Source organism: Povalibacter sp., from assembly GCF_036520495.1.
Lineage (GTDB): Bacteria > Pseudomonadota > Gammaproteobacteria > Steroidobacterales > Steroidobacteraceae > Steroidobacter.
On sequence record NZ_DATDJO010000022.1, the window covers coordinates 193,041 to 214,414 of the forward strand.

Annotated in this window: 25 protein-coding genes and 1 pseudogene; 9 read left to right on the forward strand and 17 right to left on the reverse strand. The window is 61.2% G+C overall.

Features of this window, described 5'->3' with window-relative positions; all coding sequences use genetic code 11:
* Nucleotides 1-91: 91 nt before the first annotated feature.
* Complete coding sequence (locus tag VIZ63_RS08275) at nucleotides 92-574, reverse strand: glutathione peroxidase (protein ID WP_331609085.1); 483 nt, start codon at nucleotides 572-574, stop codon at nucleotides 92-94.
* A 186-nt stretch (nucleotides 575-760) separates the two neighbouring features.
* Between VIZ63_RS08275 and VIZ63_RS08280 the strand changes: the two genes are divergently transcribed.
* Nucleotides 761-1,708 carry an AEC family transporter gene (locus VIZ63_RS08280; RefSeq protein ID WP_331609086.1) on the forward strand — a complete coding sequence of 316 codons (948 nt, stop codon included), beginning with the start codon at nucleotides 761-763 and terminating at the stop codon, nucleotides 1,706-1,708.
* A 141-nt stretch (nucleotides 1,709-1,849) separates the two neighbouring features.
* A complete protein-coding gene (locus tag VIZ63_RS08285) occupies nucleotides 1,850-2,356 on the forward strand; it encodes an MOSC domain-containing protein (protein WP_331609087.1) in 507 nt (168 codons plus the stop codon).
* A gap of 66 nt (nucleotides 2,357-2,422) precedes the next feature.
* Here the strand turns inward: VIZ63_RS08285 and VIZ63_RS08290 are convergent, their stop codons facing one another.
* The 5 genes and pseudogenes from VIZ63_RS08290 to VIZ63_RS08310 form a co-directional block, all read right to left on the reverse strand.
* Complete coding sequence (locus tag VIZ63_RS08290) at nucleotides 2,423-2,710, reverse strand: hypothetical protein (protein WP_331609088.1); 288 nt, start codon at nucleotides 2,708-2,710, stop codon at nucleotides 2,423-2,425.
* Between the two features lie 136 nt (nucleotides 2,711-2,846).
* On the reverse strand, nucleotides 2,847-4,124 hold the full coding sequence (locus tag VIZ63_RS08295) for a Xaa-Pro peptidase family protein (protein ID WP_331609089.1): 1,278 nt from the start codon (nucleotides 4,122-4,124) through the stop codon (nucleotides 2,847-2,849).
* Nucleotides 4,125-4,265: 141 nt separating this feature from the next.
* Entirely contained in the window at nucleotides 4,266-5,360 is a 1,095-nt protein-coding gene (locus tag VIZ63_RS08300; protein ID WP_331609090.1) for a J domain-containing protein, read from the reverse strand.
* 100 nt (nucleotides 5,361-5,460) lie between these two features.
* A pseudogene (locus VIZ63_RS25380) lies at nucleotides 5,461-6,143 on the reverse strand (FMN-binding negative transcriptional regulator).
* Between the two features lie 10 nt (nucleotides 6,144-6,153).
* Nucleotides 6,154-6,531 carry a hypothetical protein gene (locus tag VIZ63_RS08310; protein ID WP_331609091.1) on the reverse strand — a complete coding sequence of 126 codons (378 nt, stop codon included), beginning with the start codon at nucleotides 6,529-6,531 and terminating at the stop codon, nucleotides 6,154-6,156.
* Nucleotides 6,532-6,646: 115 nt separating this feature from the next.
* Between VIZ63_RS08310 and VIZ63_RS08315 the strand changes: the two genes are divergently transcribed.
* Nucleotides 6,647-7,357: a UPF0149 family protein gene (locus VIZ63_RS08315; RefSeq protein ID WP_331609092.1), complete on the forward strand. Its 711-nt coding sequence runs from the start codon at nucleotides 6,647-6,649 to the stop codon at nucleotides 7,355-7,357.
* A 177-nt stretch (nucleotides 7,358-7,534) separates the two neighbouring features.
* Here VIZ63_RS08315 and VIZ63_RS08320 read toward each other — a convergent pair whose 3' ends face one another.
* From VIZ63_RS08320 to VIZ63_RS08335, 4 genes are all read right to left on the reverse strand, one after another.
* A complete protein-coding gene (locus VIZ63_RS08320; RefSeq protein WP_331609093.1) occupies nucleotides 7,535-7,924 on the reverse strand; it encodes a VOC family protein in 390 nt (129 codons plus the stop codon).
* A 110-nt stretch (nucleotides 7,925-8,034) separates the two neighbouring features.
* Nucleotides 8,035-8,697, reverse strand: a complete 663-nt coding sequence (locus VIZ63_RS08325; protein ID WP_331609094.1) for an outer membrane beta-barrel protein — start codon at nucleotides 8,695-8,697, stop codon at nucleotides 8,035-8,037.
* A 46-nt stretch (nucleotides 8,698-8,743) separates the two neighbouring features.
* Complete coding sequence (locus tag VIZ63_RS08330) at nucleotides 8,744-9,127, reverse strand: RDD family protein (protein ID WP_331609095.1); 384 nt, start codon at nucleotides 9,125-9,127, stop codon at nucleotides 8,744-8,746.
* 79 nt (nucleotides 9,128-9,206) lie between these two features.
* Nucleotides 9,207-9,680 carry an excalibur calcium-binding domain-containing protein gene (locus tag VIZ63_RS08335; RefSeq protein WP_349261154.1) on the reverse strand — a complete coding sequence of 158 codons (474 nt, stop codon included), beginning with the start codon at nucleotides 9,678-9,680 and terminating at the stop codon, nucleotides 9,207-9,209.
* Here VIZ63_RS08335 and VIZ63_RS08340 point away from each other — a divergent pair.
* Nucleotides 9,651-9,773, forward strand: coding sequence for a hypothetical protein (locus VIZ63_RS08340; RefSeq protein ID WP_331609138.1), 123 nt, complete (start codon nucleotides 9,651-9,653; stop codon nucleotides 9,771-9,773). The two genes, VIZ63_RS08335 and VIZ63_RS08340, sit on opposite strands and share 30 nt — an antisense overlap.
* Before the next feature lie 104 nt (nucleotides 9,774-9,877).
* Nucleotides 9,878-10,069: a hypothetical protein gene (locus tag VIZ63_RS08345; RefSeq protein ID WP_331609096.1), complete on the forward strand. Its 192-nt coding sequence runs from the start codon at nucleotides 9,878-9,880 to the stop codon at nucleotides 10,067-10,069.
* 408 nt (nucleotides 10,070-10,477) lie between these two features.
* On the opposite strand, the gene VIZ63_RS08350 is transcribed toward VIZ63_RS08345, so the two are convergent.
* Nucleotides 10,478-10,918, reverse strand: coding sequence for a helix-turn-helix domain-containing protein (locus VIZ63_RS08350; RefSeq protein ID WP_349261152.1), 441 nt, complete (start codon nucleotides 10,916-10,918; stop codon nucleotides 10,478-10,480).
* Between the two features lie 134 nt (nucleotides 10,919-11,052).
* On the opposite strand from VIZ63_RS08350, the gene VIZ63_RS08355 reads away from it, so the two are divergent.
* From VIZ63_RS08355 to VIZ63_RS08365, 3 genes are all read left to right on the forward strand, one after another.
* The gene (locus VIZ63_RS08355; RefSeq protein WP_331609097.1) at nucleotides 11,053-11,574 is read left to right on the forward strand and encodes a DUF2938 domain-containing protein; all 522 of its coding nucleotides are present in this window, start codon (nucleotides 11,053-11,055) and stop codon (nucleotides 11,572-11,574) included.
* Between the two features lie 308 nt (nucleotides 11,575-11,882).
* A complete protein-coding gene (locus tag VIZ63_RS08360; protein WP_331609098.1) occupies nucleotides 11,883-12,899 on the forward strand; it encodes a PstS family phosphate ABC transporter substrate-binding protein in 1,017 nt (338 codons plus the stop codon).
* 152 nt (nucleotides 12,900-13,051) lie between these two features.
* Nucleotides 13,052-14,827 (forward strand): DUF885 domain-containing protein, encoded by a 1,776-nt coding sequence (locus tag VIZ63_RS08365; RefSeq protein WP_331609099.1) that lies wholly within the window; start codon nucleotides 13,052-13,054, stop codon nucleotides 14,825-14,827.
* 95 nt (nucleotides 14,828-14,922) lie between these two features.
* On the opposite strand, the gene VIZ63_RS08370 is transcribed toward VIZ63_RS08365, so the two are convergent.
* The 4 genes from VIZ63_RS08370 to VIZ63_RS08385 form a co-directional block, all read right to left on the reverse strand.
* The gene (locus VIZ63_RS08370) at nucleotides 14,923-15,327 is read right to left on the reverse strand and encodes a cupin domain-containing protein (protein ID WP_331609100.1); all 405 of its coding nucleotides are present in this window, start codon (nucleotides 15,325-15,327) and stop codon (nucleotides 14,923-14,925) included.
* Nucleotides 15,328-15,435: 108 nt separating this feature from the next.
* The gene (locus tag VIZ63_RS08375) at nucleotides 15,436-15,909 is read right to left on the reverse strand and encodes a carboxymuconolactone decarboxylase family protein (RefSeq protein WP_331609101.1); all 474 of its coding nucleotides are present in this window, start codon (nucleotides 15,907-15,909) and stop codon (nucleotides 15,436-15,438) included.
* A 70-nt stretch (nucleotides 15,910-15,979) separates the two neighbouring features.
* Nucleotides 15,980-16,849, reverse strand: a complete 870-nt coding sequence (sigJ, locus tag VIZ63_RS08380; protein WP_331609102.1) for an RNA polymerase sigma factor SigJ — start codon at nucleotides 16,847-16,849, stop codon at nucleotides 15,980-15,982.
* 199 nt (nucleotides 16,850-17,048) lie between these two features.
* Nucleotides 17,049-17,450, reverse strand: coding sequence for a hypothetical protein (locus VIZ63_RS08385; protein WP_331609103.1), 402 nt, complete (start codon nucleotides 17,448-17,450; stop codon nucleotides 17,049-17,051).
* Nucleotides 17,451-17,623: 173 nt separating this feature from the next.
* Between VIZ63_RS08385 and VIZ63_RS08390 the strand changes: the two genes are divergently transcribed.
* A complete protein-coding gene (locus VIZ63_RS08390) occupies nucleotides 17,624-18,259 on the forward strand; it encodes a glutathione S-transferase (RefSeq protein ID WP_331609104.1) in 636 nt (211 codons plus the stop codon).
* Between the two features lie 68 nt (nucleotides 18,260-18,327).
* Here the strand turns inward: VIZ63_RS08390 and VIZ63_RS08395 are convergent, their stop codons facing one another.
* Both VIZ63_RS08395 and VIZ63_RS08400 read right to left on the reverse strand, forming a co-directional pair.
* The gene (locus VIZ63_RS08395) at nucleotides 18,328-19,875 is read right to left on the reverse strand and encodes an ATP-dependent DNA ligase (protein WP_331609106.1); all 1,548 of its coding nucleotides are present in this window, start codon (nucleotides 19,873-19,875) and stop codon (nucleotides 18,328-18,330) included.
* Nucleotides 19,876-20,048: 173 nt separating this feature from the next.
* Entirely contained in the window at nucleotides 20,049-21,272 is a 1,224-nt protein-coding gene (locus tag VIZ63_RS08400; RefSeq protein ID WP_331609107.1) for a hypothetical protein, read from the reverse strand.
* Between the last annotated feature and the right edge of the window lie 102 nt (nucleotides 21,273-21,374).

Sequence of the window (21,374 nt, forward strand, 5' to 3'; positions counted from 1 at the left end):
GCCTCCTCCGGCTTCCGCAGCTGAGCCACGCACTGAGTTTCCAGAGCGCGCATTCTTCGTTGTTGATTGTCCACCATCAACTGTCAACTGCTCATCGAAGCACCGCTTCGATGTCCCCCACCAGATCCTCCGGCTTGGTCATGGGCGCATAGCGCGATTTCACCTGGCCGCTGCGATCCACCAGGAACTTGGTGAAATTCCATTTGATGCCCTTGCTGCCCAACACACCCGGCGCTTCGTCCTTCAGCCATTTGTAGAGAGGATGCGCGGCGTCGCCATTGACGTCGATCTTGTCGAAGATCGGAAAGGTGACGCCGTAATTCTTTTCGCAGAAGGCGCCGATCTCATCGGCGGTACCCGGTTCCTGTTCACTGAACTGGTTGCAGGGAAATCCGAGCACCACCAGCCCGCGGTCGCGAAACCGCTTGTAGATGTCTTCGAGCCCCCGGTACTGCGGAGTGAAACCGCACTTGCTCGCCGTGTTGACGATCAGCAGCGCCTTGCCCTTGAAGTCCTGCAGTTGCACAGGCTTGCCGTCCAGCAATTTCGCATCGAAGTCGTAGGCGGTGGTCATGGGAGTCACTCGATGTATTTGGGTCTGACGTAAAGCGATGCCGGCATCTACACTCTACACGCACTGCGAAGGCCGACTGGTCCGCTGGCCAACTGGTCAACTGGCCGGAGCAGCCCGAAAACTCAGAACCCGTCTCTGGCCAGAGCCCAGCAGACCCGTTGGCCCATTTTCCTTCCCCGGTTCCCCATGTCCACTGCCTGGCATTACTTCCTGCTATCCGCGCCGCTGTTCGTCATCGTCCTGGTTGGATTCGTCATCGGCGCATGGCGTCACTGGCGCAGCGAATGGACCCGATTCGCATCGAAGGCCGTGTTCAGCGTAGTGCTGCCGGCAATGCTGTTCCGGATGATGAGTAATCTCGACGGCCACCTCCCGGCCGTGGATGCCCGTCTGCTGATCGCGTACTTCGGCGGCTGTTTCGTCGTCTTCGCCATTGGCAGGTTCGTGGGCGGCTGGGCATTCCGGCTTGACGGTGTGTCGCAGTCGGTGTTCGCGCTCGGAGGCATTTTCTCCAACAACGTGATGCTGGGATTGCCGATCGCCAAGATGACGCTCGGCGAAGCCGCCGTGCCATCGGTCGCGCTCGTCCTCATCTTCAATGCGCTGATACTGTGGACGCTGGTCAGCGTCTCCATCGAGTGGGCGCGCCACGGCTCGTTCTCGATCGCGGGGTTTGGCAAAACGGCTTTCGGCGTCATCACCAATCCGCTGGTAGCCGGCATCGTGGCCGGGACCGTATTCGGCCTGTCCGGCTGGTCGATGCCAGAACCGGTGGACTGGGTCCTGCAGGGCTTCAGCGACGTGGCCGCGCCTGCTGCACTGCTGGTGCTCGGCATGGGCCTGGTCGAATACGGATTCAAACGTGACTGGCAACTGTCCGTGGCAATCACCGCCTTGAAGCTGGTCGCGCAACCCTGCGCCGTGTGGATCATCGGCGCCCTGCTCGGACTGCCACCCATGGAGCTGCAGGTCATCGTGCTGCTGGCATCGATGGCCGTCGGCGCGAACGTCTATCTGATGGCGATGCAGTTCCAGGCCTTGCAGGGACCGATTGCGAGCAGCCTGATCCTGTCGACGGCGTTGGCTGCAATCACGACCCCGCTGATCCTCGCGGCTCTGCACGCGGTGATGTAGCAGACCTCAGGAAACCGCATGCCGGCGTGCTCACGGTGACGTTGAATTTCAACGCCCTCATTCTTCGGTCAGTGCCTGCGGGTTCGTTGCCGTCAGTCCCTTCCCTTGGGATTCGCTGTCGGTCACGGTTACTCTTGCCGCATGACGCTCACGGAATTACTGGCCACGCTGCCGCAAGTCGGCACGGTTCGCTGGATCGGCGTACGCCCGGCGCGGCGGGTTGCACCGATCGTCGTGGACAGCGTTGAAGCGCGTACAGGCATGGGCCTCACCGGCGATCGTTTCTCCGGTCGCCCTGAAAGCAAACGGCAGGTCACGCTGATCCAGGCCGAGCATCTCGACGTCATCGGCCGGCTGCTGCATCGCGATGCGATCGATCCTGCGCTCCTTCGTCGCAACATCGTCGTCAGCGGCATCAACCTGCTGGCGTTGAATGGCGCGGTGTTCCAGGTGGGCAACGCCGTGTTCGAGGGCACCGGCGGCTGCCATCCTTGTTCACGTATGGAAGAAGCGCTCGGTGCTGGCGGTTACAACGCAATGCGTGGCCACGGCGGCCTCACAGCGCGCGTGCTCGAAAGCGGCGTGATTCGTATCGGCGATGAAGTCCGAATGGTGCGCGGCGGTCAGCTCGCCAGGCACGAGAGTTGAGTCCGCTGAACTCCGCCTGTGTGGCCGGCCTGGCTCAACGCCACTGAGTACTCCGGGACCGCATGGTCACACGCTCCCGTTCGCGCTCAAGGTAGCAACAAACGCCGCAATGCTGGGTTGAACGGCCGGATGCTCTTCCACCCACACGGGATCGAGGTACTCCACGACGGATCTTCCGTCGAGAAGGTTGAGGACGGATGAACTCTGCGACGCCTGCAGCAGGGTGCGTGCCCGATGCATGACCTTCTGAGTCGACACGGCGTCCTGCACGTCCTTGCCCGGATTCGCTTCGTCCTGGATGGCAAGGATGAGCTTGCCTGCTGCAATTCCGACCGGATTTCTTTTTCGTGGCATCGTCAGTACTCAGGGGGATTGCGTCGTCGACATGATCCGCCCGATCCGCAACCGGTGCCGTCGGAATCATCGCGTCGAAACTCGGTCAGGCGATTCGTTCGCATCTGTAACTCCTGCGATGACTGAGTCGTCCGCATCACGCAACTCGGCCGAACGGTTCATCCAGCGACGACGGCGGCACCGAAAACCATTTCGGTCCACTCGGCGTCATTTGCACGCAGTCCTCGAGCCGCACGCCAAAGCTGCCGGGAATGTAGATGCCGGGTTCATCCGAGAAGCACATCCCAGGCGCAAGCCGTGTCGTCTCGCCATGCACCAGATTGACGGGCTCATGCCCGTCCAGGCCGATGCCATGACCGGTGCGATGCGAGGTTCCAGGCAGCTCGTAGCCGGGTCCATAACCCGCCTTCTCATAAGCGGCACGCACCGCATCGTCGACTGCACCTGCCGGCGTACCGACCTGCGCAGTGTCGAACGCAATCTGCTGCCCGCGCCTGACCAGATCCCAGACAGTCCGCTGCCGCTTCGTCGGCTCGCCAAACACCATGGTGCGTGAGACGTCCGCCTGATACCCCTCGACACGGCAGCCGCAGTCCATGAGTACGATTTCGCCGGCTCTGACTTCCTGCGGTTTGCCAGACCCGTGCGGATAGGCACTCGCCTCGCCGAGCAGGATCAACGTGAACTCGGGCGTGGCGCCGCGCTTCGCCATGGCCGCGGACATGATCTGGCCGATGTCGGCCGGTGTCATGCCGCGTGCGATCTGCGGTCCTGTGTCGCGATACGCAGCGATGGTGATATCGCTTGCCGCCTGCATCAGCGCGATTTCAGCGGGCGATTTGATGATGCGGCAGGCGCGCACGACGCCAGCGTCGCCGCGCGTTTCGACGCCGAGCGCTCGTAAGCCGTCGAACACGAAAAAGCGGACGGTCTCCTCGACACCGACAGGGCCCGCGGCGTTGCCACGCGACTTCAGCCAGTCTGCAAGCAGAGCGGAAGGACTTTCATGCTCGTTCCAGACGCGAACCTGCGCCGGAATCTTCAGGCTCTCGCGGATCGAAGGCTCCTCGAACTGCGGCGTCACGATGAGCGGTTCGCCTTCCGCAGGAATCAATGCAGCGGTCAGACGCTCGCTGCGCCACCACTGGATGCCCGTGAAGTAAACCAGCGAACTCCCCGCTTCGATCAGCAGCCCTTTCAATCCCGCTGCACGCATCAGCTGCTGTGCCTTCGCGATGCGTTGCAGATACTCGGCCGTCTGGATGGGCGGCGGCAGGGCGATATCAGGCACTCCTGCATCGCGCGGAGGTGGCGGAGCTGAGTCGGAGTTCTGCGCAAACAGCGCCGGGGGTCTGAATGCCACTGCACCCGCCGCCACCGCCATTCCCAGGAACGCTCGTCGGCCTGAATGCATTGCAGCTCCCTCGTTGTGATTCGGTTGGGCCTGGCTGCAGGATCGTACGATTCAGCCCGGCGGTCCAGAAACCAAAGCCGAACCACAGCCTGAGTTCAGCAGGCCACTGTCACATCCTGCTCGCGACCCGCATTCGCCAGGTCAGACGTCATCGTCGTCAGCCGAGTAATCGAACCGTCGCTGCTGTTTCAGCCAGCGCTTGGTCGATGTCTTGCTGGCGAGGACGCGCAGGAACTGTTGCTGCTGGGCGATCTCGCCTCGCAGGCCGCGGGCCTGCCGCTGGATCAGGATATGCAGTTTCTGCGGGCTCACGACGCCGTGCTGATCCAGTCCGTGATCGACGCAGAAGCTGGATCGCAGATCCGTGAGCGTTGCCTTGGCTTTGTTGAGCTGCTCGGCCAGCAGTCTGTTGTACTGCTTCAGCCGTTCCTGGCTCACCTTGCCGATGGCGTGGCCATCCAGCTTCTCGATCTGCATCTGCGCTTCGAACAGGGCCAGCAGATCGTTCGCTGCATAGGCCTGGTTGATCCGCTGCATCAGTTCGTTTTTTTCTTCGCGCCGCTGTGGATCGGCTTCACGATCGGGATGCACCGCACTCGCCAGTTTTCGATAGATCTCACGCAACGATTGCCGCGCGAGCTGCGCGTTTTCTTCGCTGCGCCGCTCGGCCGCCGACTTGCGGCGTCGCTGCGCCTTTTCATTCAACCGGTCCGCGTCCGCCGCTTCCCGCGCCGCCATTTCCTGGTACATCCGCTGGACCAGATCTTCCTCGGTGAGAATGCCCTCGTCTTCGCCGAGATTCAGGCCCGTCATCTCCTCGGCTTCTGCCTTCAGGCGCTGCAACTCGTCCTGCTTCAATGTCGCGAAATCCACGTCGCTGTGCTTGTCATAGAGCGCCCGTATCTCCGCGTCAGCGCCATTCACTTCCAGCAGCACTTCGGACGACCCGCGCAGAATCTGGCGCAACTCGGCACGCTCGGCACGCGACCATCCGGTCTGGTCGATCAGGCGGTCGAGCGCGAATACGCTCTGCCTGCAGACGCCGGTGAGCGAATCGCGCAATGGCTGCAGTTTCTGCAGCTGGTTCTGGCGAAACCCTGCGATGGTCGCCTCCCACTGCGTATGCGCCGCGCGTGTACGCTCGATCTGCGCGATCAGGTAATGGAATCGCTCCTGGTCCAGCGTCAGGCGCGCAGGGGCCGCGCGCGAAGAGATCTGTAAAGAGGTTCGGGACATGAATCCAGCGGGAGTGGGTGCGAACGGAGCCCGCATTGTGGGAGGCGCCGGGAGGCGTAGCAACCAGACTTCGCCCCCGGTCGCCGCTTAGGCGTATGGATTAAGGGAAATCGGGACACCCGCGGCTCATCGAGGCGCCATCAGTCGATTTCCCGCTCACCGTATCCATCATCGCTGCGGAAATCACCTGCTCGCCCCGTTTGCGCAGTTCCTCGGCCACGTTGCTGCGATCGCGCGCGTCCTTGTTCTGACCGAGCTTCCATTTGCCGATCATCTGCGTGATCTCGAGGTCGATACCCACGATCGCGGCCAGCATCTGATCGATGTATTCCTTTGATGAATCGGTGATCTTCCACGGCCGCTCCGAACCCGTGCCCGCCTCGTGCGTGCGCGTCAGACGCGCGACGAGACCGCGCACGAAACGTTCGTCATCACGCACTGTGACCTTTCCATGTACATGCACCGCCTGATAGTTCCAGGTCGGCACCTGCCGGTGGGCCTCGTGCTTGCTCGGATACCAGTTCGGCGAGATGTAGGCTTCCGCCGGCGAAAAATGACGAGAACCTCATCGCCATCCTTCACGTCCTGCCAGACCGGATTGGCGCGAGCGACATGCGCCAGGAGGCGCCCCTGCCCGCCGGCACTTGCATCCAGCTCGAAGGGCAGATGATTGGCGTCCAGACCGTTCGGTCCGTGGATCACGAATGCGCCCAGCGGATATTCAGTAATGACGCGATGCAGCTCTTCGACTCGCGTCTCTGCGAAATGCGCAGGTAAGTACATCCCGGTTCCTTCATGGATCCACTGCGTGAACCAGCGGCACGGACTGACCGTCGATGACACGGATGTCGAGCGCGAGCGGATCGATACCCTCGACGCAGCCCAGATTGACGCGATAACCATCCCTGGCATTCTCGCCATCGCCGACGTACGTGAAAATTCCGCAGGCCTTGCAGAAATAGTTGTTGAGCACCCTCTCGTTCCAGAGATATACGCCCAGATCGCGCGGATCGTGATGCGGCGTGAAATCGGCCGACGGAATGTAGGTGGACGACAGCACCGCGCCCCGGCGCAGGCACAGCGAACAATCGCAGCGCACCCCGGTCCTGATCTCGGGGCTGCGAAACGAGAAGCGCACGCGTCCGCAATGACAGCGGGCCTGGTAGTCCATCGTGTTCACCTCTGCCAACACTCTGCCGCGGTCCGATCATCGGGGCCCTCAGCCGCGAAATCAAACCTTCGCTGCCACCTTCCTACAATGTCACCCGATCGGTCACACTCCGGCCATGACACACGCTAATCCCACCCTGCCCCTGGACTCCCGCATCAGCGAGGATGAAATCGACGAGCTGTCCGACTTTCTCGACAGCGTCAAGACGGCGATGACCATCGAGCGGCTCGACGGCTTCTTCAGTGCCCTGGTGATTGGACCCGACGTGGTGCTGCCGAGCGAGTACTGGCCCATTGTCATGGGGTCGGGGCCGTCCGGGTACGAGGCGTTCGGCAGTCAGCAGGAATACGAGCGGATTTTCGGCATGGCCAAGAAATTCTGGAACACGATTGCGGGCACGCTCAGTGCGGACAAAATCTACAGCCCCGTGTTCCTCACCGACGATGACGGCCACCTCCGCGGCAATGAATGGGCGACAGGCTTCATGCAAGGCGTGGCGCTGCGCTCCGATCAATGGGCGGAGGTATTCACGGACCAGGTGCTCAGCGAGGCCATCGTGCCGATGCTGGCGTTGTCCCAGGAAAACGAATCGACCGACTCCCGCCGCTTCAAGCTGCCGCCGCCGCCCTTGCGCAAGGATTTCCTGAAAGCCATGACGTACGGAATGCGGCAGCTGTACGAGCACTTCCTGCAACAACGCTCAGGCGACATGCCACAGGCTCGCAGCTCCGTCGTTCGCTCCAGCCCCAAGGTCGGCAGGAATGATCTGTGTCCATGCGGCAGCGGCAAGAAATACAAGCAGTGCTGCGCGATGCGGGTTCACTGAGCGATCGTCGACTCGGCCATAAGCATCGCGGCGGCCCCAGGTTAAGAAAAGCGGAAGATCTCCACGGGGAACACGGGGAAAGTCTTTATCTCTTGATACACACGCTAAGTAAGTAGCATTGGGCTTCAGTCGGATAATACTTGAGACCCCGATGTCCGCGCCCACTGGCCGATCCGGCTAGATCTCCGCATAGATCTCCAGAACGTTGCCGTCAGGATCACGGAAGAACAACGTCCGATGACCCCATGGCTGATCGGTGGGCCCGGACATGATCTGGACGCCCCTCTTGGTAAGAGTGGCAGCACAGGTCGCAACCTCACTGGGGGCGACCCGGAATGCCAACTGCAAAGACAGCGCACCCTCGGGCGGTGCCGGATCATTGAAGATCACACCACGCTCGGTGAGCGCCAGCAGGTTCGAGCCGACGCGAAACTCCAGCCATTGCGAACCCAGTGTCTTGTGCAGCGGGAAGCCGAGCGTCGTGCCGTAGAACGCGCGCATGGCCGGCATGTTTCTGGCGAAGATGACCGTGTAATCCAGGCTGCGAATCGGAAGCTGTGGGTCCATACCGACTCTCCTCAAGTCACGCTCGATGCACCGAACGAAGACCGCTCCGAAAGATGCCCATTCTTGATAGTAGTCGCTGTGCTCGTGCCGCCCCGCCAGTTCGAATGCGGCTACAGCCGAAACAGCGCACCCAGATTCAGGATCTCCACTTTGCTCTCGCCGAGCCGCTCGCGAGCGTCGCGATCCGTCCGCAGGTACTCGAGTCGGACAGCCCATCGTTTCGCAAACGACCACGTGGCGCCGACGCCGCCGATCCATGCGTCGTTGCCGAGCGACTGGTGCTGCGCAAAGGGTCCTTCCACCACGTCCTGATGCGCAAACAGATAGCCGATGCGAGCTTGAAGTTCGAATCCCCCACCCACCGGAATCGAACCCAGAACTGAGGCAGCCGAACCGGCCAACGCAACGTTGAAGTCCCGGGTGATGTCCGGGAAGAAAGGCACCAAGCCTGCAGTGTCGTACGTCTCGACGACGTTGACATCGCCGAAGTCCATGTAACTGATCTCTGCCGCGACGTATCGGTTGATCCGATAACCCAGCGTCGCGTTCCACGCAGACACAGCGTCCTCGGTATCGACGCTAACTGGATTGACATGGAGGACGAACCCTTCTCCAAAGATGGCGATATTGATTCCGTCGCTCTTCGCGAAATCATGATTCGCCTGACCGACGGCGGCGCCAACGTAGAAGCCCTTCTCCTCTACTTCCTCGGCTCCAGCAGCTGTTCCCGTCAAGGTCAATGCAATAGTGGCTACCCAAACGAAACAACTCATACGACCTCCCTTTTTTTTTCGTGTTCGACGACTGGCGTCGCTGGCATCACGCCTTTGCAGCTTCGAAGACGATGGTTCCGGACGCCAGATCGTGAATCGCGCGCCGATCCTTGCGTGCCGGGACGGTGAGAAACGAGATGATTCCGAGCAGGTACTTCACGACCGTGCGACCGATCGCCTGATCGATACGAACGCGTCTCAGACCATCTGGCGTTCTGACTCGAACCCGCATCACCATTTGCCCAAGCGTGCAGGCGTAAGTCGTCAGCAAGGGTTCGTAGAGCAACAACGAAAGACCCAGCACCCAGTAAACCAGGGTGCTGCTCTCGCTGACATTCGGCAGGCGCGAGAACGCGTAGACGATGCACCACAGAACGAAGAAGTCGATCACGGTGGCGAGATATCGGCGAAGAACGTTTGGATATTCCACGGTGTCACCTCCATCCGCGAGATACGAAGTAGTACAGAACCAGAACGACGACGAAAACTCCGCGTCCACGCGGCGTACGTCAGTTACACCATTGCTGTTCGCAGGGCTCACCGTCGTTGTTGCCGTCCATCTGTGTATTCGGGCAGTGCCTCAGGAAGTACGTCGCCTCAGCGCAAGAAGTCATCTGAGAGCAGTGGGTCCGACCATCGCAACTGAACTGCTGGTTACTGGATTCGACAGATTGCGGAACGGCAAACGATGCGCCATTGCTCGCATCCCAACGCGATGTATAGGCGCTGTAGCCAGCGAACACGAGGACGGCCACGATGACGGTCGAAAGCGCCGCACTCAACGGACTGCGCTTATACGCGACGGGAGCGCGGCGGATCGGTCGCGGCGGCGGACGAGATTCTGGACGCTCCACGCGTTCCGCGCGCTTCCGGCCATCCGGTCCGCTCCGCACTTCGAATGAGATCGTCTCGCCGATTCGAGGCCGAATGCCGTCTCTGGGAAAGGCGGATATGTGTACGAAGAGTTCTTCGTGGCTTTGCAAAAGCGCGACGAAGCCGAAGCCTCTGTTGTCGTTCCATTTGATCAGCGTTCCGTGGGCTTTCATTGTGTTGTTGGTTTCGCCTGGCGCAACTGACGGGGATCAATATCTCTGCGCCATCCTACAAAGAGCTCTGTGCAAATCCCTCCAAGCCGATTCTTGTGAATTACCCGGTGCTCTGAAGCGCATCAAGAGACAACTTGAGCCAGACCGGCCGGGATGGTGACTCGATCTCCCACGCGTATCTGGAATCCACGACCATGCTCGCCAGGCACATGGATATGCAACTCGCGCCCGCATCCAGCGCACGACCGGACTACGTGCGGGATGTAGGCTCGTTCAACGACGCCTTCACAAACGCTGCACGACATCTACGACGCGCTCCCGGCTAGAAGGCAATTCAACGAATCAGGAATAGAGATTCAGGCGGAATCCGTCTAAGCGGTCCAAAGCAACAGCGTCTCGGAGAGCGTTGCTCCTGAGGTTCACGCGTCTGATTGATGGACATCGGACAGCTCATCCAGCAGCGAACCGTTTCCCTACCGATCTCCATATCCCACCCGTCTGATTTATCGTTCTCAACGCTTCTGCGTTGTCTTTGACCGAAGCGTGCTCCCGCGACGCGCAATCCGTCAACAGCAAGCGGGATAGCGAAGCGGCCTGACGAGTCTGTTTCCGGGACGAGTCTGGACCAGGGCAATTATCCGTACCTGTCGTTGCACGGATCGCTCTCTCAGGCAGTGGATCGGAACAGCGCTACACGCCACCACCGGTTTGGCGCCGGTTACTGCAACCGCCGATCACCGACCCAGACTTTTCTTCTTCGGTGATCTGATCACTCCCGACGCGGCAGCCTTCACGAGCCTGCGGAAACTGGGACATTCCATATGACTCGGTGCGGTACATGCGGCGGCATGTCGTAAACCGTCACGCATCGCGGTGAGCTTCCGGATCGTGGCGTCCAGCTCTTCGGCCTTTGCGGCAAGCAGCTTCCGATCGATGCGCGGTTTGCCATCCGGCGTGAACATGCGCGCGATCTCTTCGAGCGAGAAGCCCGCTGCGCGTCCGACCGCAATCAGAGCGAGCCGCTCCAGCACGCGCGGATCGAACATCCGACGCAGGCCATGCCGACCAATGGACCTGATCAGTCCTTTCTCTTCGTAGTACCGCAGCGTGGAGGCGGGAATCCCGGCACTGCGGGCGACCTCGGCGATGTCCAGTTCGTTGGTGGGACCTTTCATGCTTGACCTCAAGTCGACTTGAAGTGGCACAGTGCACTTCAAGGACTCCGAACTCAACAAGAGGATTCACATGCGCGCGGACAACAACAGATCGGGTGCGCGGGTCTTATCGATCGACGTGGAGGGTATCGACCGTGGATGACGCGCTTGAATATTTGCTGCCTGCTCTGATCATCGGAGCCGGAGCAACAACGTTCACGGACCTGGTGGCGGTAGCGCGGACACGGCTGTTCGGTGTTCCTTCGCCTGACTACGGCCTGGTGGGCCGATGGTTGGCCAATGTTGCACGCGGGCAGGTTCGTCAGGATCCGATTGCAACGACGCCTCGCATTCGCGGCGAGCTACTGATCGGCTGGAGCGCTCACTACCTGATCGGTGTCGCGTTCGCAGGCCTGCTGCTCGCGATCTTCGGTCTTCGCTGGTCATGCCATCCGACCATCGGCGCCGCCTTGCTCGTTGGCATAGGCAGCGTGGTCGCACCCTTCATGCTGATGCAGCCGGGGATGGGGGGTGGTATTGCTGCCAGCCGCACTCCTCGTCCAACTCAGGCTCGTCTGCGCAGTCTGGTCACTCACGCGATCTTCGGTGTCGGCCTGTATGTGGCTGCGTTGCTCGCGAGATCACTGGAGGCTTTCCAGTGCGCAGCTTCTCACTGATTAATTCCTTACTCGTTTGCATTCCAGCGTCGCGGCGATGGCTGCCCATCCGAGAATGCCCTATCCCAGAATGCCAATGAACGCTGCGGAAACTCCACGCATCCTGACTGGAACCATCGATGGGCCCTGATTTGCGTGACAGCGTGAGAAATGCTGCATGAAGCCATTCCCTCAATCAGTACGCATGGCGGGCAAACACTCGTAGCGTGAAGCACGATATTGCCCCTGGGCGAAAACCGCTGTCGCCACGGGGCGCGCCGATCAATAGAATCGGCGCCTCGCAATCGAAGTGCACAGAGGCATCGCCAGTGACCGCAGTACCTACCTTGACCCGATGGATCGTCACGGCCGTCGGCCTCGCGACTTTGACCGGCTGCGGCGGTTCCGGCGGCAGCGATGAGCTGGCGGTGATCCGCATCGACGGTTCCAGCACCGTGTTTCCGGTCGCCGAGGCAGTAGCCGAGGAATTCCAGCTCGCTGGCAACAATCGGGTGCGGGTCACGGTCGGCCTCTCCGGCACCGGCGGCGGCTTCAAGAAGCTCTGCCGCGGCGAAATCGATGTCGCCAATGCATCGCGACCGATCCTCATCGAAGAAATGGAGAAGTGCCGCGCCTCCGGCGTCAAGTACCTGGAGCTGCCGATCGCCTTCGACGCCATCACGATCGTGGTGAATCCGGCGAACGACTGGGTGAAGTCACTCACCATCGACGATCTCAAGAAAATGTGGGAGCCGGCTGCACAGGGCAAGATCACGACCTGGAAGCAGGTGCGCGACGAATGGCCCGACACGCGCCTGATGCTGTTCGGTCCCGGTGCGGATTCCGGCACGTTCGACTACTTCACCGAAGCAGTCGCGCACAAACCCAAGGCCAGCCGCGGCGATTACACGGCGAGCGAAGACGACAACGTGCTCGTCCAGGGCGTCGAGAACAACAAGAATGCGCTCGGCTACTTCGGCTATGCGTACTACATCGGGCACAAGGACCGCATGCGACTGCTGCCGATCGAGCGGCCTGACGGCACTGCCGTGCTGCCCAGCCTCGAGACGGTTCTCGACGGCAGCTACCAGCCGCTTTCGCGCCCGCTGTTCATCTACGTCAAGGAATCGTCGCTGCAGCGACCCGAAGTCCGCCAGTTCATCGAGTTCTATCTGACGGAGGGACCCGAATTGGTCAAGGAAGTCGGCTTCGTACCGCTACCCCCGGAGGCGACGCAGATCGCACTCGAACATGTGCATAACAACCGGCTCGGCACCGTGTTTGGCGGCGTGCCGGAAGTCGGGGTGACGATCGAAGATGTGCTGAGCCGCGAGGCGAAGCAATAGCAGCGCGATGGCGCGGCTTGCTACTTTATGTTCCAGTGGGTCCGGCTTTAGCCGGACATTTCCTGTCGCTATGGGCCCGGCCCTCAGTTCGACTAAAGTCGAACCCACAGGAATATGAAGAGAACATCCGTTCCCGACCTCCGGAGACCACGATGATCCAGTCCTTTCTGCGCGCCAGCCTGATCGTATTCGCGATGGCCATGCCCTGGCAGATCCAGGCGGCCGACACCATCGATGCATTCTTCGATCGCTTCACCGCCGACTGGGTTCGCGGCAATCCCGACCTGGCGACTTCGCTGCGCTACTTCAGCGGCGACGAACAGGATCGACTGGAGCGTCAGCTCACGCCACTGACGCGCGCTTATCAGCAACAGCGCACGCAACTGGCGCGCAAGGGACTGGACGAACTGGCCCGTTTCGATCGTTCCAGATTCGACGACACCCAGCGGGTCTCTGCGGACCTCATGCAATGGCTGCTGGAAGCGGTGGTCAAGGCAGAGCCGTATCGCGACTTCTATTTTCCGCTGCAGCAGTTCAGCGGTGCCAACGTCGACCTGGTCGAAACATTCACGCTGCGACATCCGCTGAACACGCCGAAAGACGCAGAGAACTTCGTCGCACGCCTGGCGCTGGCCGATGACCGCATGAACGAAGTAGTCACGGAGGCAAGGCAACTCGCCGACAAGGGCATGTTGCCACCACGATTCATCGTGCAGGCGACGCTCGCATCGATGCGTACGTTTGCCGATGCGCCCGTCGACCAGAATCCGCTCGTCACGGTGTTCGCACAGAAAGCAGCTGCGATCGCCGGGCTTCCCGCAGACAAGCGCGCCGAACTGCAGCAGCAGGTGGCGACGCTGGTGCAGAAGGAAATTTATCCATCCTGGCAGAAGGCCATCGTGCTGCTGGATAGCATCGGGCCGAAGACGACGGACGATGCCGGGCTGTGGCGCTTCAACGGCGGCGATGCCGCCTATGCCAACTCATTGCAGCGCTTCACCACGACGACGCTCACGCCGGAAGAAATCCACCAGATCGGACTGCGGCGGGTCGACGCCATCCTGTCGCAGATGGATGGCATCCTGCGTCAGCTCGGCCGTACCGAAGGCACGGTGCAGGAGCGCATGAAGAAGCTCGAGGACGATCTGCGTTACCCGGATCCCACGTCCGACGCGTCGCGCGAGCAGATCATGAAAGATATCGACGGCCTGATGAAGGATGCGGTCGTTCGCAGCACACCGATGTTCGCGCGGATGCCGACGACACCCGTGATCGCGCAGCCCTTCCCACGCTTCCGCGAAGCCAGCGCCGCAGCGAACTACAACCGCGCGCCCCTCGACGGCTCACGACCCGCCATCTTCCAGATGCCGCTGCGCGTGCAGCGCATGACCAGACTCGGCCTGCGTACGCTGGTCTATCACGAGACGATTCCGGGTCATCACTTCCAGATCGCGCTCGAACAGGAGAACGCCGCACTGCCGCGCTTCCGTCAGGCGCGCGCACTCGGCGGCATTTCAGCGATGTCCGAGGGCTGGGCGCTGTATGCGGAGAAGCTCGCGGCTGAATCGGGCTGGTACGACGGCGATCCCGAAGGCCTGCTTGGACAACTCAGCGCGGAACTGTGGCGCGCGCGCCGATTGGTCGTCGACACCGGACTGCACGCCAAGAAATGGACGCGACAGCAGGCCATCGACTACGGCATCGAAGCGAGCGAGATCGATCGCTACGTGGTGAATCCGGGCCAGGCCTGCTCGTACATGATTGGCCAGCTACGGATCCTGGAGATCCGCGATCATGCGCGTAAGGAGCTGGGCGACAAGTTCTCGCTGCGCGATTTCCACAGCACTGTGCTGAATACCGGCACGACCCCGCTCGGTGCGCTGGAGAAGGAAGTCGAGCGGTATGTGCGGTCGGTAAAGGGGAAGTAGCGCACGGGGCTGCTGGGTCCTGGGCTCTGGTCTGCTGGCCAGAGCCCAGCAGCAAGAAGGCATGCTCAGCATTCTGGCCAGCAGCCCAGTGGCCTCTATCGCACCGGCTCCGACACTGGCGCACCGACATCCTTGACCATGAATACGAGAAACTTCGCGGGCTGTGTCCTGCTCGCATTGCGCGACACTGCGTGAATGTCGGAGGGCTGTTCGTAGAACGTCTCACCTGGGTTCAGCGTGACCTCCTCGCCGTCCGCCACCTGCATGACGATGCTGCCTTCGAGGACATACACGAACGTGTTCGCGTTGTGACGATGACTGGGCGACGACCCACCGGGCGGATACTCGACCGTCAGCATCAAGCCTTCCTTGCCGTCGATGCCGCTGAGCGGCTTGGTCAGAAGCGGAACGGCCTTCGCGCCAGCGGCCGTTTCCGCTGCCACTGGGCTCAATGAGAACGTGCAGATCAGCAGCGCGCAGCCTGTCGTGATGATTCGCATATCGACTCCTTCGATGAACCACGGAAGAAATAGGCCGCAAAGGACCGCGAGAAGGCAATGACTTTCCGCCAACTGCATCTTTTGTGCGGTCTTTTGCGGCTCTACGTTCTATGAGCCCTTGGAAAGGCTGCCCACCTTGTAATCGCCGGCCACGTAGCGCATCGAGATCGCAAAACGATTCCAGCCGTTGATCTCGACGATGGCGAGCGTCAGCGTCAGCAATTCCGTTTCACTGAACTGTGCGCGGGCAGGCTCGTACGCCGAATCGGGAACGTCCTGGTGCTCCAGCGTCGTCACGGCTTCCGCCCAGGCAAGCGCCGCGCGTTCGCGCTCTGTGTAAACGTTCGCTTCACGCCAGGCGCTCAGCAGGTAGAGACGCTGCTCCGTCTCGCCGCCGGCACGCGCTTCCTTGGTGTGCATGTCGATACAGAAGCCGCAGCCATTGATCTGTGAAGCGCGAATACGCGCCAGGTGGACCAGCGTCGGTTCAAGGGTCGAGCGGTCGACCACCGCATGCAGGCCGGCCATGGCCTGAGTGATGCCCTCCATCCTGGCCGGTTGAAAAGCGATACGAGTCGTCATTTTCAGCTCCTCCGCGGGTTGTTGTGAAACCCAGACGCGCGAGGCGCGACGGCTGTGACAGGACGGAAGATCAGCCGGCGAGGAAGCCCTGCAGCTTCTCGGGATTGGTGATGCTGTAGTAGCCGTGAATTTTCTCGCCATCCGTCTCGACCGCGGTGACGGCGAACAGGCGACCGCGGATGAACAGCGCCAGGCCGGGTTCGCCGTTGACACGCACGATGCTGTACCTGAAATCACCCGACAAACGGCGCGTCACTGCATACCAGAGCATGGAGATGCGCTCGGCTCCGTGCAGCGGCCGATGCGCGGCCGTGGCCTTACCGCCGCCATCCGATACGTGGACACTGTTCTCGTCGAAGACGGCCTTGATCTGCTGGCGATCGCCGGTGGCCATCGCGCAGATGAACTTCTGCAGCATCCGTGTGCGCGTCGCATCGTCGACCACGAAGCGGCGACGACGCGAGGTCACTCGCTCCCGCGCACGATGCACCATCTGCCTGCAAGCGGCTTCCGATTTCCCCAGCGCATCAGCGATGTCCGCGTAATCGTCGTCGATGATGTCATGCAGGATGAACGCGGCGCGCTCTTCCGGTGACAACGCTTCCAGCATCGCCATGAACGCGATGGACACGTCGCTGTCGAGCTCCGCCGCCACTTCCGGCGTCTGTGTATCGGCGGCACTCAGCGGTTCGGGCAGCCACGGGCCAAAGTACGCCTCTCGTTCGATCTTCCTGTGACGCAGCCGGTCGATGGAGAGACGGGTCGTCGCGGTCATCAACCACGCTTCCGGCGACTCGACCTGCGCGGAGTCCGTGCTGTGCCATCGCAGGTACGCGTCCTGCAGCACATCCTCAGCATCGGCTTTGGCTCCCAGCATGCGATACGCGACACCCCACAGTCGCGGTCGGTGCTGCGTGAATATGTCGGCTTTGGAAGACATAGCGCCTCGAACTGAAACCGTTGCCCCCAAGACGGGCGAGCCTTCCGATCTGTGACCGCGGGACTGAGAAATCGGATTTCACACGGAGAACACGGAGGTACGAAATCTGAGAGGCACTTGATCCAGGTCCCGCGGAATTCCCCCATGGGACTTCCGTTGGTCGCCGTTGGCCAGATCTCCGGGTGAACTTCTTACGTTCTCAATTCCGTGGGCTGGTGACGATGGTGAAGTCGTCAGCGAAGTAAGGCGTTTCGGCGAAGCAGTTCGTGGGTACGCCGCGATGCTCCGTGTAGTGGAGCTGAATTTCCTGTCCGACCGCCTCGGTGATCTTCTCCGCGACTGCCGGATCGCGAACGCTGAAATCCCACAACTGGGGTGCGACCCCGCCGACCACGTAAAGGGCGAGCTGGCCTTCGTAGGTCTTGCAGATCCAGCCCTTCTTGGAGAACTTCAGCAGCACGCCGGCGCGGTCGCCGTCGGAATACGACCAGGACAGGGAGAACCAGGTCCACAGGATCGTTCCCAGCAGCAGCAGGGCGAGCACGATCCACAGTGCGCGTTTGAATCCGCCACGTCGACGAACGGCAATATCCCCGACCATGGTTCTTTCCTTCTGTGGCCAGCGGCGTAAAGCAAAAATTGACGCCGCACGCGTGTCCGATCAATGAAAGTTAACGCGGCGCGATCATACAGCGGCCCATGCACGATTGTCCGTTTCTGACATTTACGTACCGGCATGCTGCCCCTACAGTGAAGCAGATAACGGGAGGGATCATGGGCCAGTATCGACTGCACTGCGTCGGCGAATCGGGCAACTGCTACAAAGTTGCATTGATGCTCGAGTTCTGCGGCCTGCCATGGGAACCGGTGTTCGTCGACTATTTCGGCGGCGAGACCCGCAGCGACACCTATCGGCAGTCGGTCAATGAACTCGGCGAAGTGCCGATGCTGGAAGCGGACGGACTCCGACTGACCCAGAGCGGCGCGATCCTGACGTGGCTGGCGCAGCAGACCGGCCGGTTCGGCGGCCGCAACGACGCAGAACGAATGGAAGTCCTGCGCTGGATGCTGTTCGACAATCACAAATTCACCAGCTACTACGCGACGCTGCGCTGGATGGTCGGTATCGCCGGCAAAAATGATCCAGCCGTGGTCGAGTTCCTGCGCGCACGCGCGGTCGGCGCATTTCAGATTGTCGACAAGCACCTGGCGACCCGCGCTTTCCTGCTCGGCGATTCACCCACCATCGCCGACTTCTCGCTGGTCGGTTATCACTACTACGACGAAGCGACGACGATCGATCGCAGCGAATTCCCGAATCTCACGGCATGGATACAGCGCATTCGGGCACTGCCAGGCTGGAAGCATCCGTATGAGTTGATGCCGAGAGGTGCGGAGCGCAATGAATAGAAGCGCAATGGATAATCGACAATGAACAATTGGCAATTCCAGAGAGTTTCATTGCCAATTGTGAATTGTTAGTTGCCTAGGCTCTGCGCCGCAAGTATCCGCCGGACCTCATCGATGGTGTCCGACTGCTCTACTGTCTTGTCGGGGCGATACGCTTTCACACGCGCGAAGCGCAATGCATAACCACCCTCGTACTGTGAACTCGCCTGAATGTCGTTGAAAGCGATCTCGACGACGATCTCCGGACGCACGTACACGGTGTAGTTGTCGCGTCGGACCTCGCGAGCCAGGAACTCCTTCGTCTGCCAGTCCAGCATCGCATCGGTCAGACCTTTGAATGTCTTGCCGAGCATGACGAAACCGCCGTTGGCCGGATCGCGGGCGCCCAGGTGCAGGTTCGATAACCAGCCTTTGCGTCGACCACTGCCCCATTCCGCCGCGAGCACGACGAGATCGAGCGTGTGGACGCGCTTGATCTTGAGCCAGCCTGCGCCACGATTGCCAGCCTCGTAGATGGAGTGAAGCGACTTCGCCATCACCCCTTCGTGGCCGCGCGACAGCGCATCGTCGTAGAACGCCTGCGCCGTCGCCTCATCGGTCGCGACAATGCGCGGGACGCGGATCGCCGCCGGCAACGTCCGATCCATCGCAGCAAATCGTTCATGGGCCGTTCGATCGGCCAGGGTCTCGCCGTCGAGCTGCAGGCAGTCGAAGAAGTAAACGTGCAGCGGCAGTTCCTTGCGAAGTGATTCGATATCGAGGCGACGACCGAAACGGCGCATCGTGATCTGGAACGGCAGCGGCCGCGCATTGGCATCGAGCGCGATCGTCTCGCCGTCCAGCACGATCACCTGCGCCGGAATCGACCGTACTGCCGCCACCACTTCGGGCACGGCATCCGTGACTTCATTGAGGTTGCGGGTGTACACGCGCACGACCTCACCCGCCTTGTGTACCTGCACGCGCGCGCCGTCGACTTTCCACTCGAAGGCGGCTTCGCCACCCAACTGCGTCAACGCGTCGGCGACATCGGTCGCGGTTTGCGCCAGCATCGGTGCGATAGGCGACAACACCTCGATGCGAAACCGCTGCAGGCCTTCGCGCCCTTCTGTCAATGCCACATGTGCGAGCACGCCGACATTGCCGGCGTACATCGATGCGCGTCGCACCTCCTGGGACGGTAGGCCCGCCGCCTCCGCGATCGCATCGACCATGAGCCCCGCTAACGCGCCTTGACGAAGCTCGCCGACGATCAGGCGCAACAGAAAGTCCTGTTCGTCAGCCGTCGCTCGCGCCAGCACGTTTTCGAGCACAGCTCGCCGTCGGGCCGCAGAACCCGAACCCTTTGTCTCCTGCAACTCCGTCAGCGCGACATCGATATCGTGCAGAGAAAGCTGCGCGGCCGACGCAGCAACAGTTCCCCGCACTTGTTGCACTACCGAATATCCGACGCCGATCTTGCCCTGCCGGGTTTCACCGGCGAGCCACAAGGCGCCAGCCTCGATCTCTTCGGGTGTCATTGCCCGCAGGCATTGCGCCAGCTCGCGCAGCTTCGCGAGACGACTGCGCGTGGCGGCAATGCGATTCGAAGCGGCGACGAGGTCGGAGAAAAACACAGGGGAAGGCAGTTAATAGTGGAGTTGAAAGTGGATAGTGAAAAGCTCGTCTTTCAGTTATGCACTGTTCACTGCCAACGCGTCTGTATAGCTGCCATGCCGGATGAGAAAATCACCAAGTGGACAGTGGCGACTCTTCAGCTATTCACTATCAAATATCCACTATCAACTACTCATCTGTTGTGCCACCGCGGGCGGCGCTTTCCGAACTGCATCTCCAGCGCGATACCGAGTTCGGGGCTGGGCTTGCGGTCTTCCTCCAGTTCCTCGCGCGGCCAGCCGACGCCGCCGCGCAGTTCGAGGAACAGCCAGTCGAAGTTGCGGAACTGCCGGCGCATGATCAGCCGTACCGCGGTGCGCGTGATCTGCACTTCGTTGTCGGTGGCGCCTTCGATCTGTGCCTGCCAGGCGAGGCCCATCCGATCGCCCACGCTCTGGAACAGAGTCACCTGCGAATACCATTCGAGACCTTCCGTTTCTTCGGTGTACTTGCCGAGATTCAGCCAGCGCACCAGGAACCGATCGGACATGGCACGATCGAGGTAGAAACGGGTGGTGCTGCCCAACCCTTCGGAGTTCTGCCAGAAAACGGTTTCGCGGGCGCTGAACACATAGTGTTCGGAGAAGTTGCGCACGATTTCATACCGCGTCCGCACATAGGGATCGATCGGCGAGGCCAGACGCACACCGACGCTGGCATCGAAATCGTTGCCGGTGCGTTTCGGATTGGCGTAGCCCAGGCCGAGCAACACGCTTTCGTCCTCGAGGTTACCGAACTGGCGCGTCGGCAATGCATCAAAGTCGTCTTCGACGTCGCTGATGTAGTCCTCCTCGCCGACACGACCGGCGAAGGCGGAAATCCGCTCGTCCCACTGGGGTAGTTGCAGGCGGACGCGGAAGCGCAGGCGTGGGTCGAATCCGTCGTAGTCGCTCCACAGCGTGCCCATCGAGACGGTGCCGTAAGTCTCGCGATATTCCTCGTAGAGCATCTGGTCGCCGAACAACCCGTCGAGCCAGGCGGAAGAGGCGCATGCCGTGATGGACAGGCGGCGGCGCGCGCGCTCCATCATCGACAGGGCGCTCTCGTCGTGCATTCCCGTACAGACGTCCATGGCGCTGAGCTCCTGGGCGGTCGGTTTGACGGGTGCGAGCTGGTCTTCTTCCATAGCCGGGGCGGCGGTGGATTCCGCTGGGCTGGACTCGGGGGCGCCGGACTCGGCGACGCTGGATTCCGTTTGCTCAGGCGGCGGCTCGTTCTGTGCGCGCACGCACGGCGACGCCGCCAGCAATAGCGCCGTTACTACCACGCCATTGAACACACCGCCGCAAGGTATCCGACCCATAGTCATCTTGCCGGCCGACAACCAGCTGTTCGCTTGTTCATGGAACTTCTTCACTTCCGCCACTGAGTCACCCGCACTATGCCTTTCTTCCTTGAGCCTACGTCAGCAAAAGCACGGGGGCGGGGAGCAAGTTCCCGCGATGATGGGGTGAGGGGA

Coding starts and splice junctions, on each gene's coding strand:
- VIZ63_RS08275 (WP_331609085.1), bottom strand. CDS start 574: ATGACCACCGCCTACGACTTCGATGCGAAATTGCTGGACGGCAAGCCT.
- VIZ63_RS08280 (WP_331609086.1), top strand. CDS start 761: ATGTCCACTGCCTGGCATTACTTCCTGCTATCCGCGCCGCTGTTCGTC.
- VIZ63_RS08285 (WP_331609087.1), top strand. CDS start 1,850: ATGACGCTCACGGAATTACTGGCCACGCTGCCGCAAGTCGGCACGGTT.
- VIZ63_RS08290 (WP_331609088.1), bottom strand. CDS start 2,710: ATGCCACGAAAAAGAAATCCGGTCGGAATTGCAGCAGGCAAGCTCATC.
- VIZ63_RS08295 (WP_331609089.1), bottom strand. CDS start 4,124: ATGCATTCAGGCCGACGAGCGTTCCTGGGAATGGCGGTGGCGGCGGGT.
- VIZ63_RS08300 (WP_331609090.1), bottom strand. CDS start 5,360: ATGTCCCGAACCTCTTTACAGATCTCTTCGCGCGCGGCCCCTGCGCGC.
- VIZ63_RS08310 (WP_331609091.1), bottom strand. CDS start 6,531: ATGGACTACCAGGCCCGCTGTCATTGCGGACGCGTGCGCTTCTCGTTT.
- VIZ63_RS08315 (WP_331609092.1), top strand. CDS start 6,647: ATGACACACGCTAATCCCACCCTGCCCCTGGACTCCCGCATCAGCGAG.
- VIZ63_RS08320 (WP_331609093.1), bottom strand. CDS start 7,924: ATGGACCCACAGCTTCCGATTCGCAGCCTGGATTACACGGTCATCTTC.
- VIZ63_RS08325 (WP_331609094.1), bottom strand. CDS start 8,697: ATGAGTTGTTTCGTTTGGGTAGCCACTATTGCATTGACCTTGACGGGA.
- VIZ63_RS08350 (WP_349261152.1), bottom strand. CDS start 10,918: ATGAAAGGTCCCACCAACGAACTGGACATCGCCGAGGTCGCCCGCAGT.
- VIZ63_RS08365 (WP_331609099.1), top strand. CDS start 13,052: ATGATCCAGTCCTTTCTGCGCGCCAGCCTGATCGTATTCGCGATGGCC.
- VIZ63_RS08370 (WP_331609100.1), bottom strand. CDS start 15,327: ATGCGAATCATCACGACAGGCTGCGCGCTGCTGATCTGCACGTTCTCA.
- VIZ63_RS08375 (WP_331609101.1), bottom strand. CDS start 15,909: ATGACGACTCGTATCGCTTTTCAACCGGCCAGGATGGAGGGCATCACT.
- sigJ (WP_331609102.1), bottom strand. CDS start 16,849: ATGTCTTCCAAAGCCGACATATTCACGCAGCACCGACCGCGACTGTGG.
- VIZ63_RS08385 (WP_331609103.1), bottom strand. CDS start 17,450: ATGGTCGGGGATATTGCCGTTCGTCGACGTGGCGGATTCAAACGCGCA.
- VIZ63_RS08390 (WP_331609104.1), top strand. CDS start 17,624: ATGGGCCAGTATCGACTGCACTGCGTCGGCGAATCGGGCAACTGCTAC.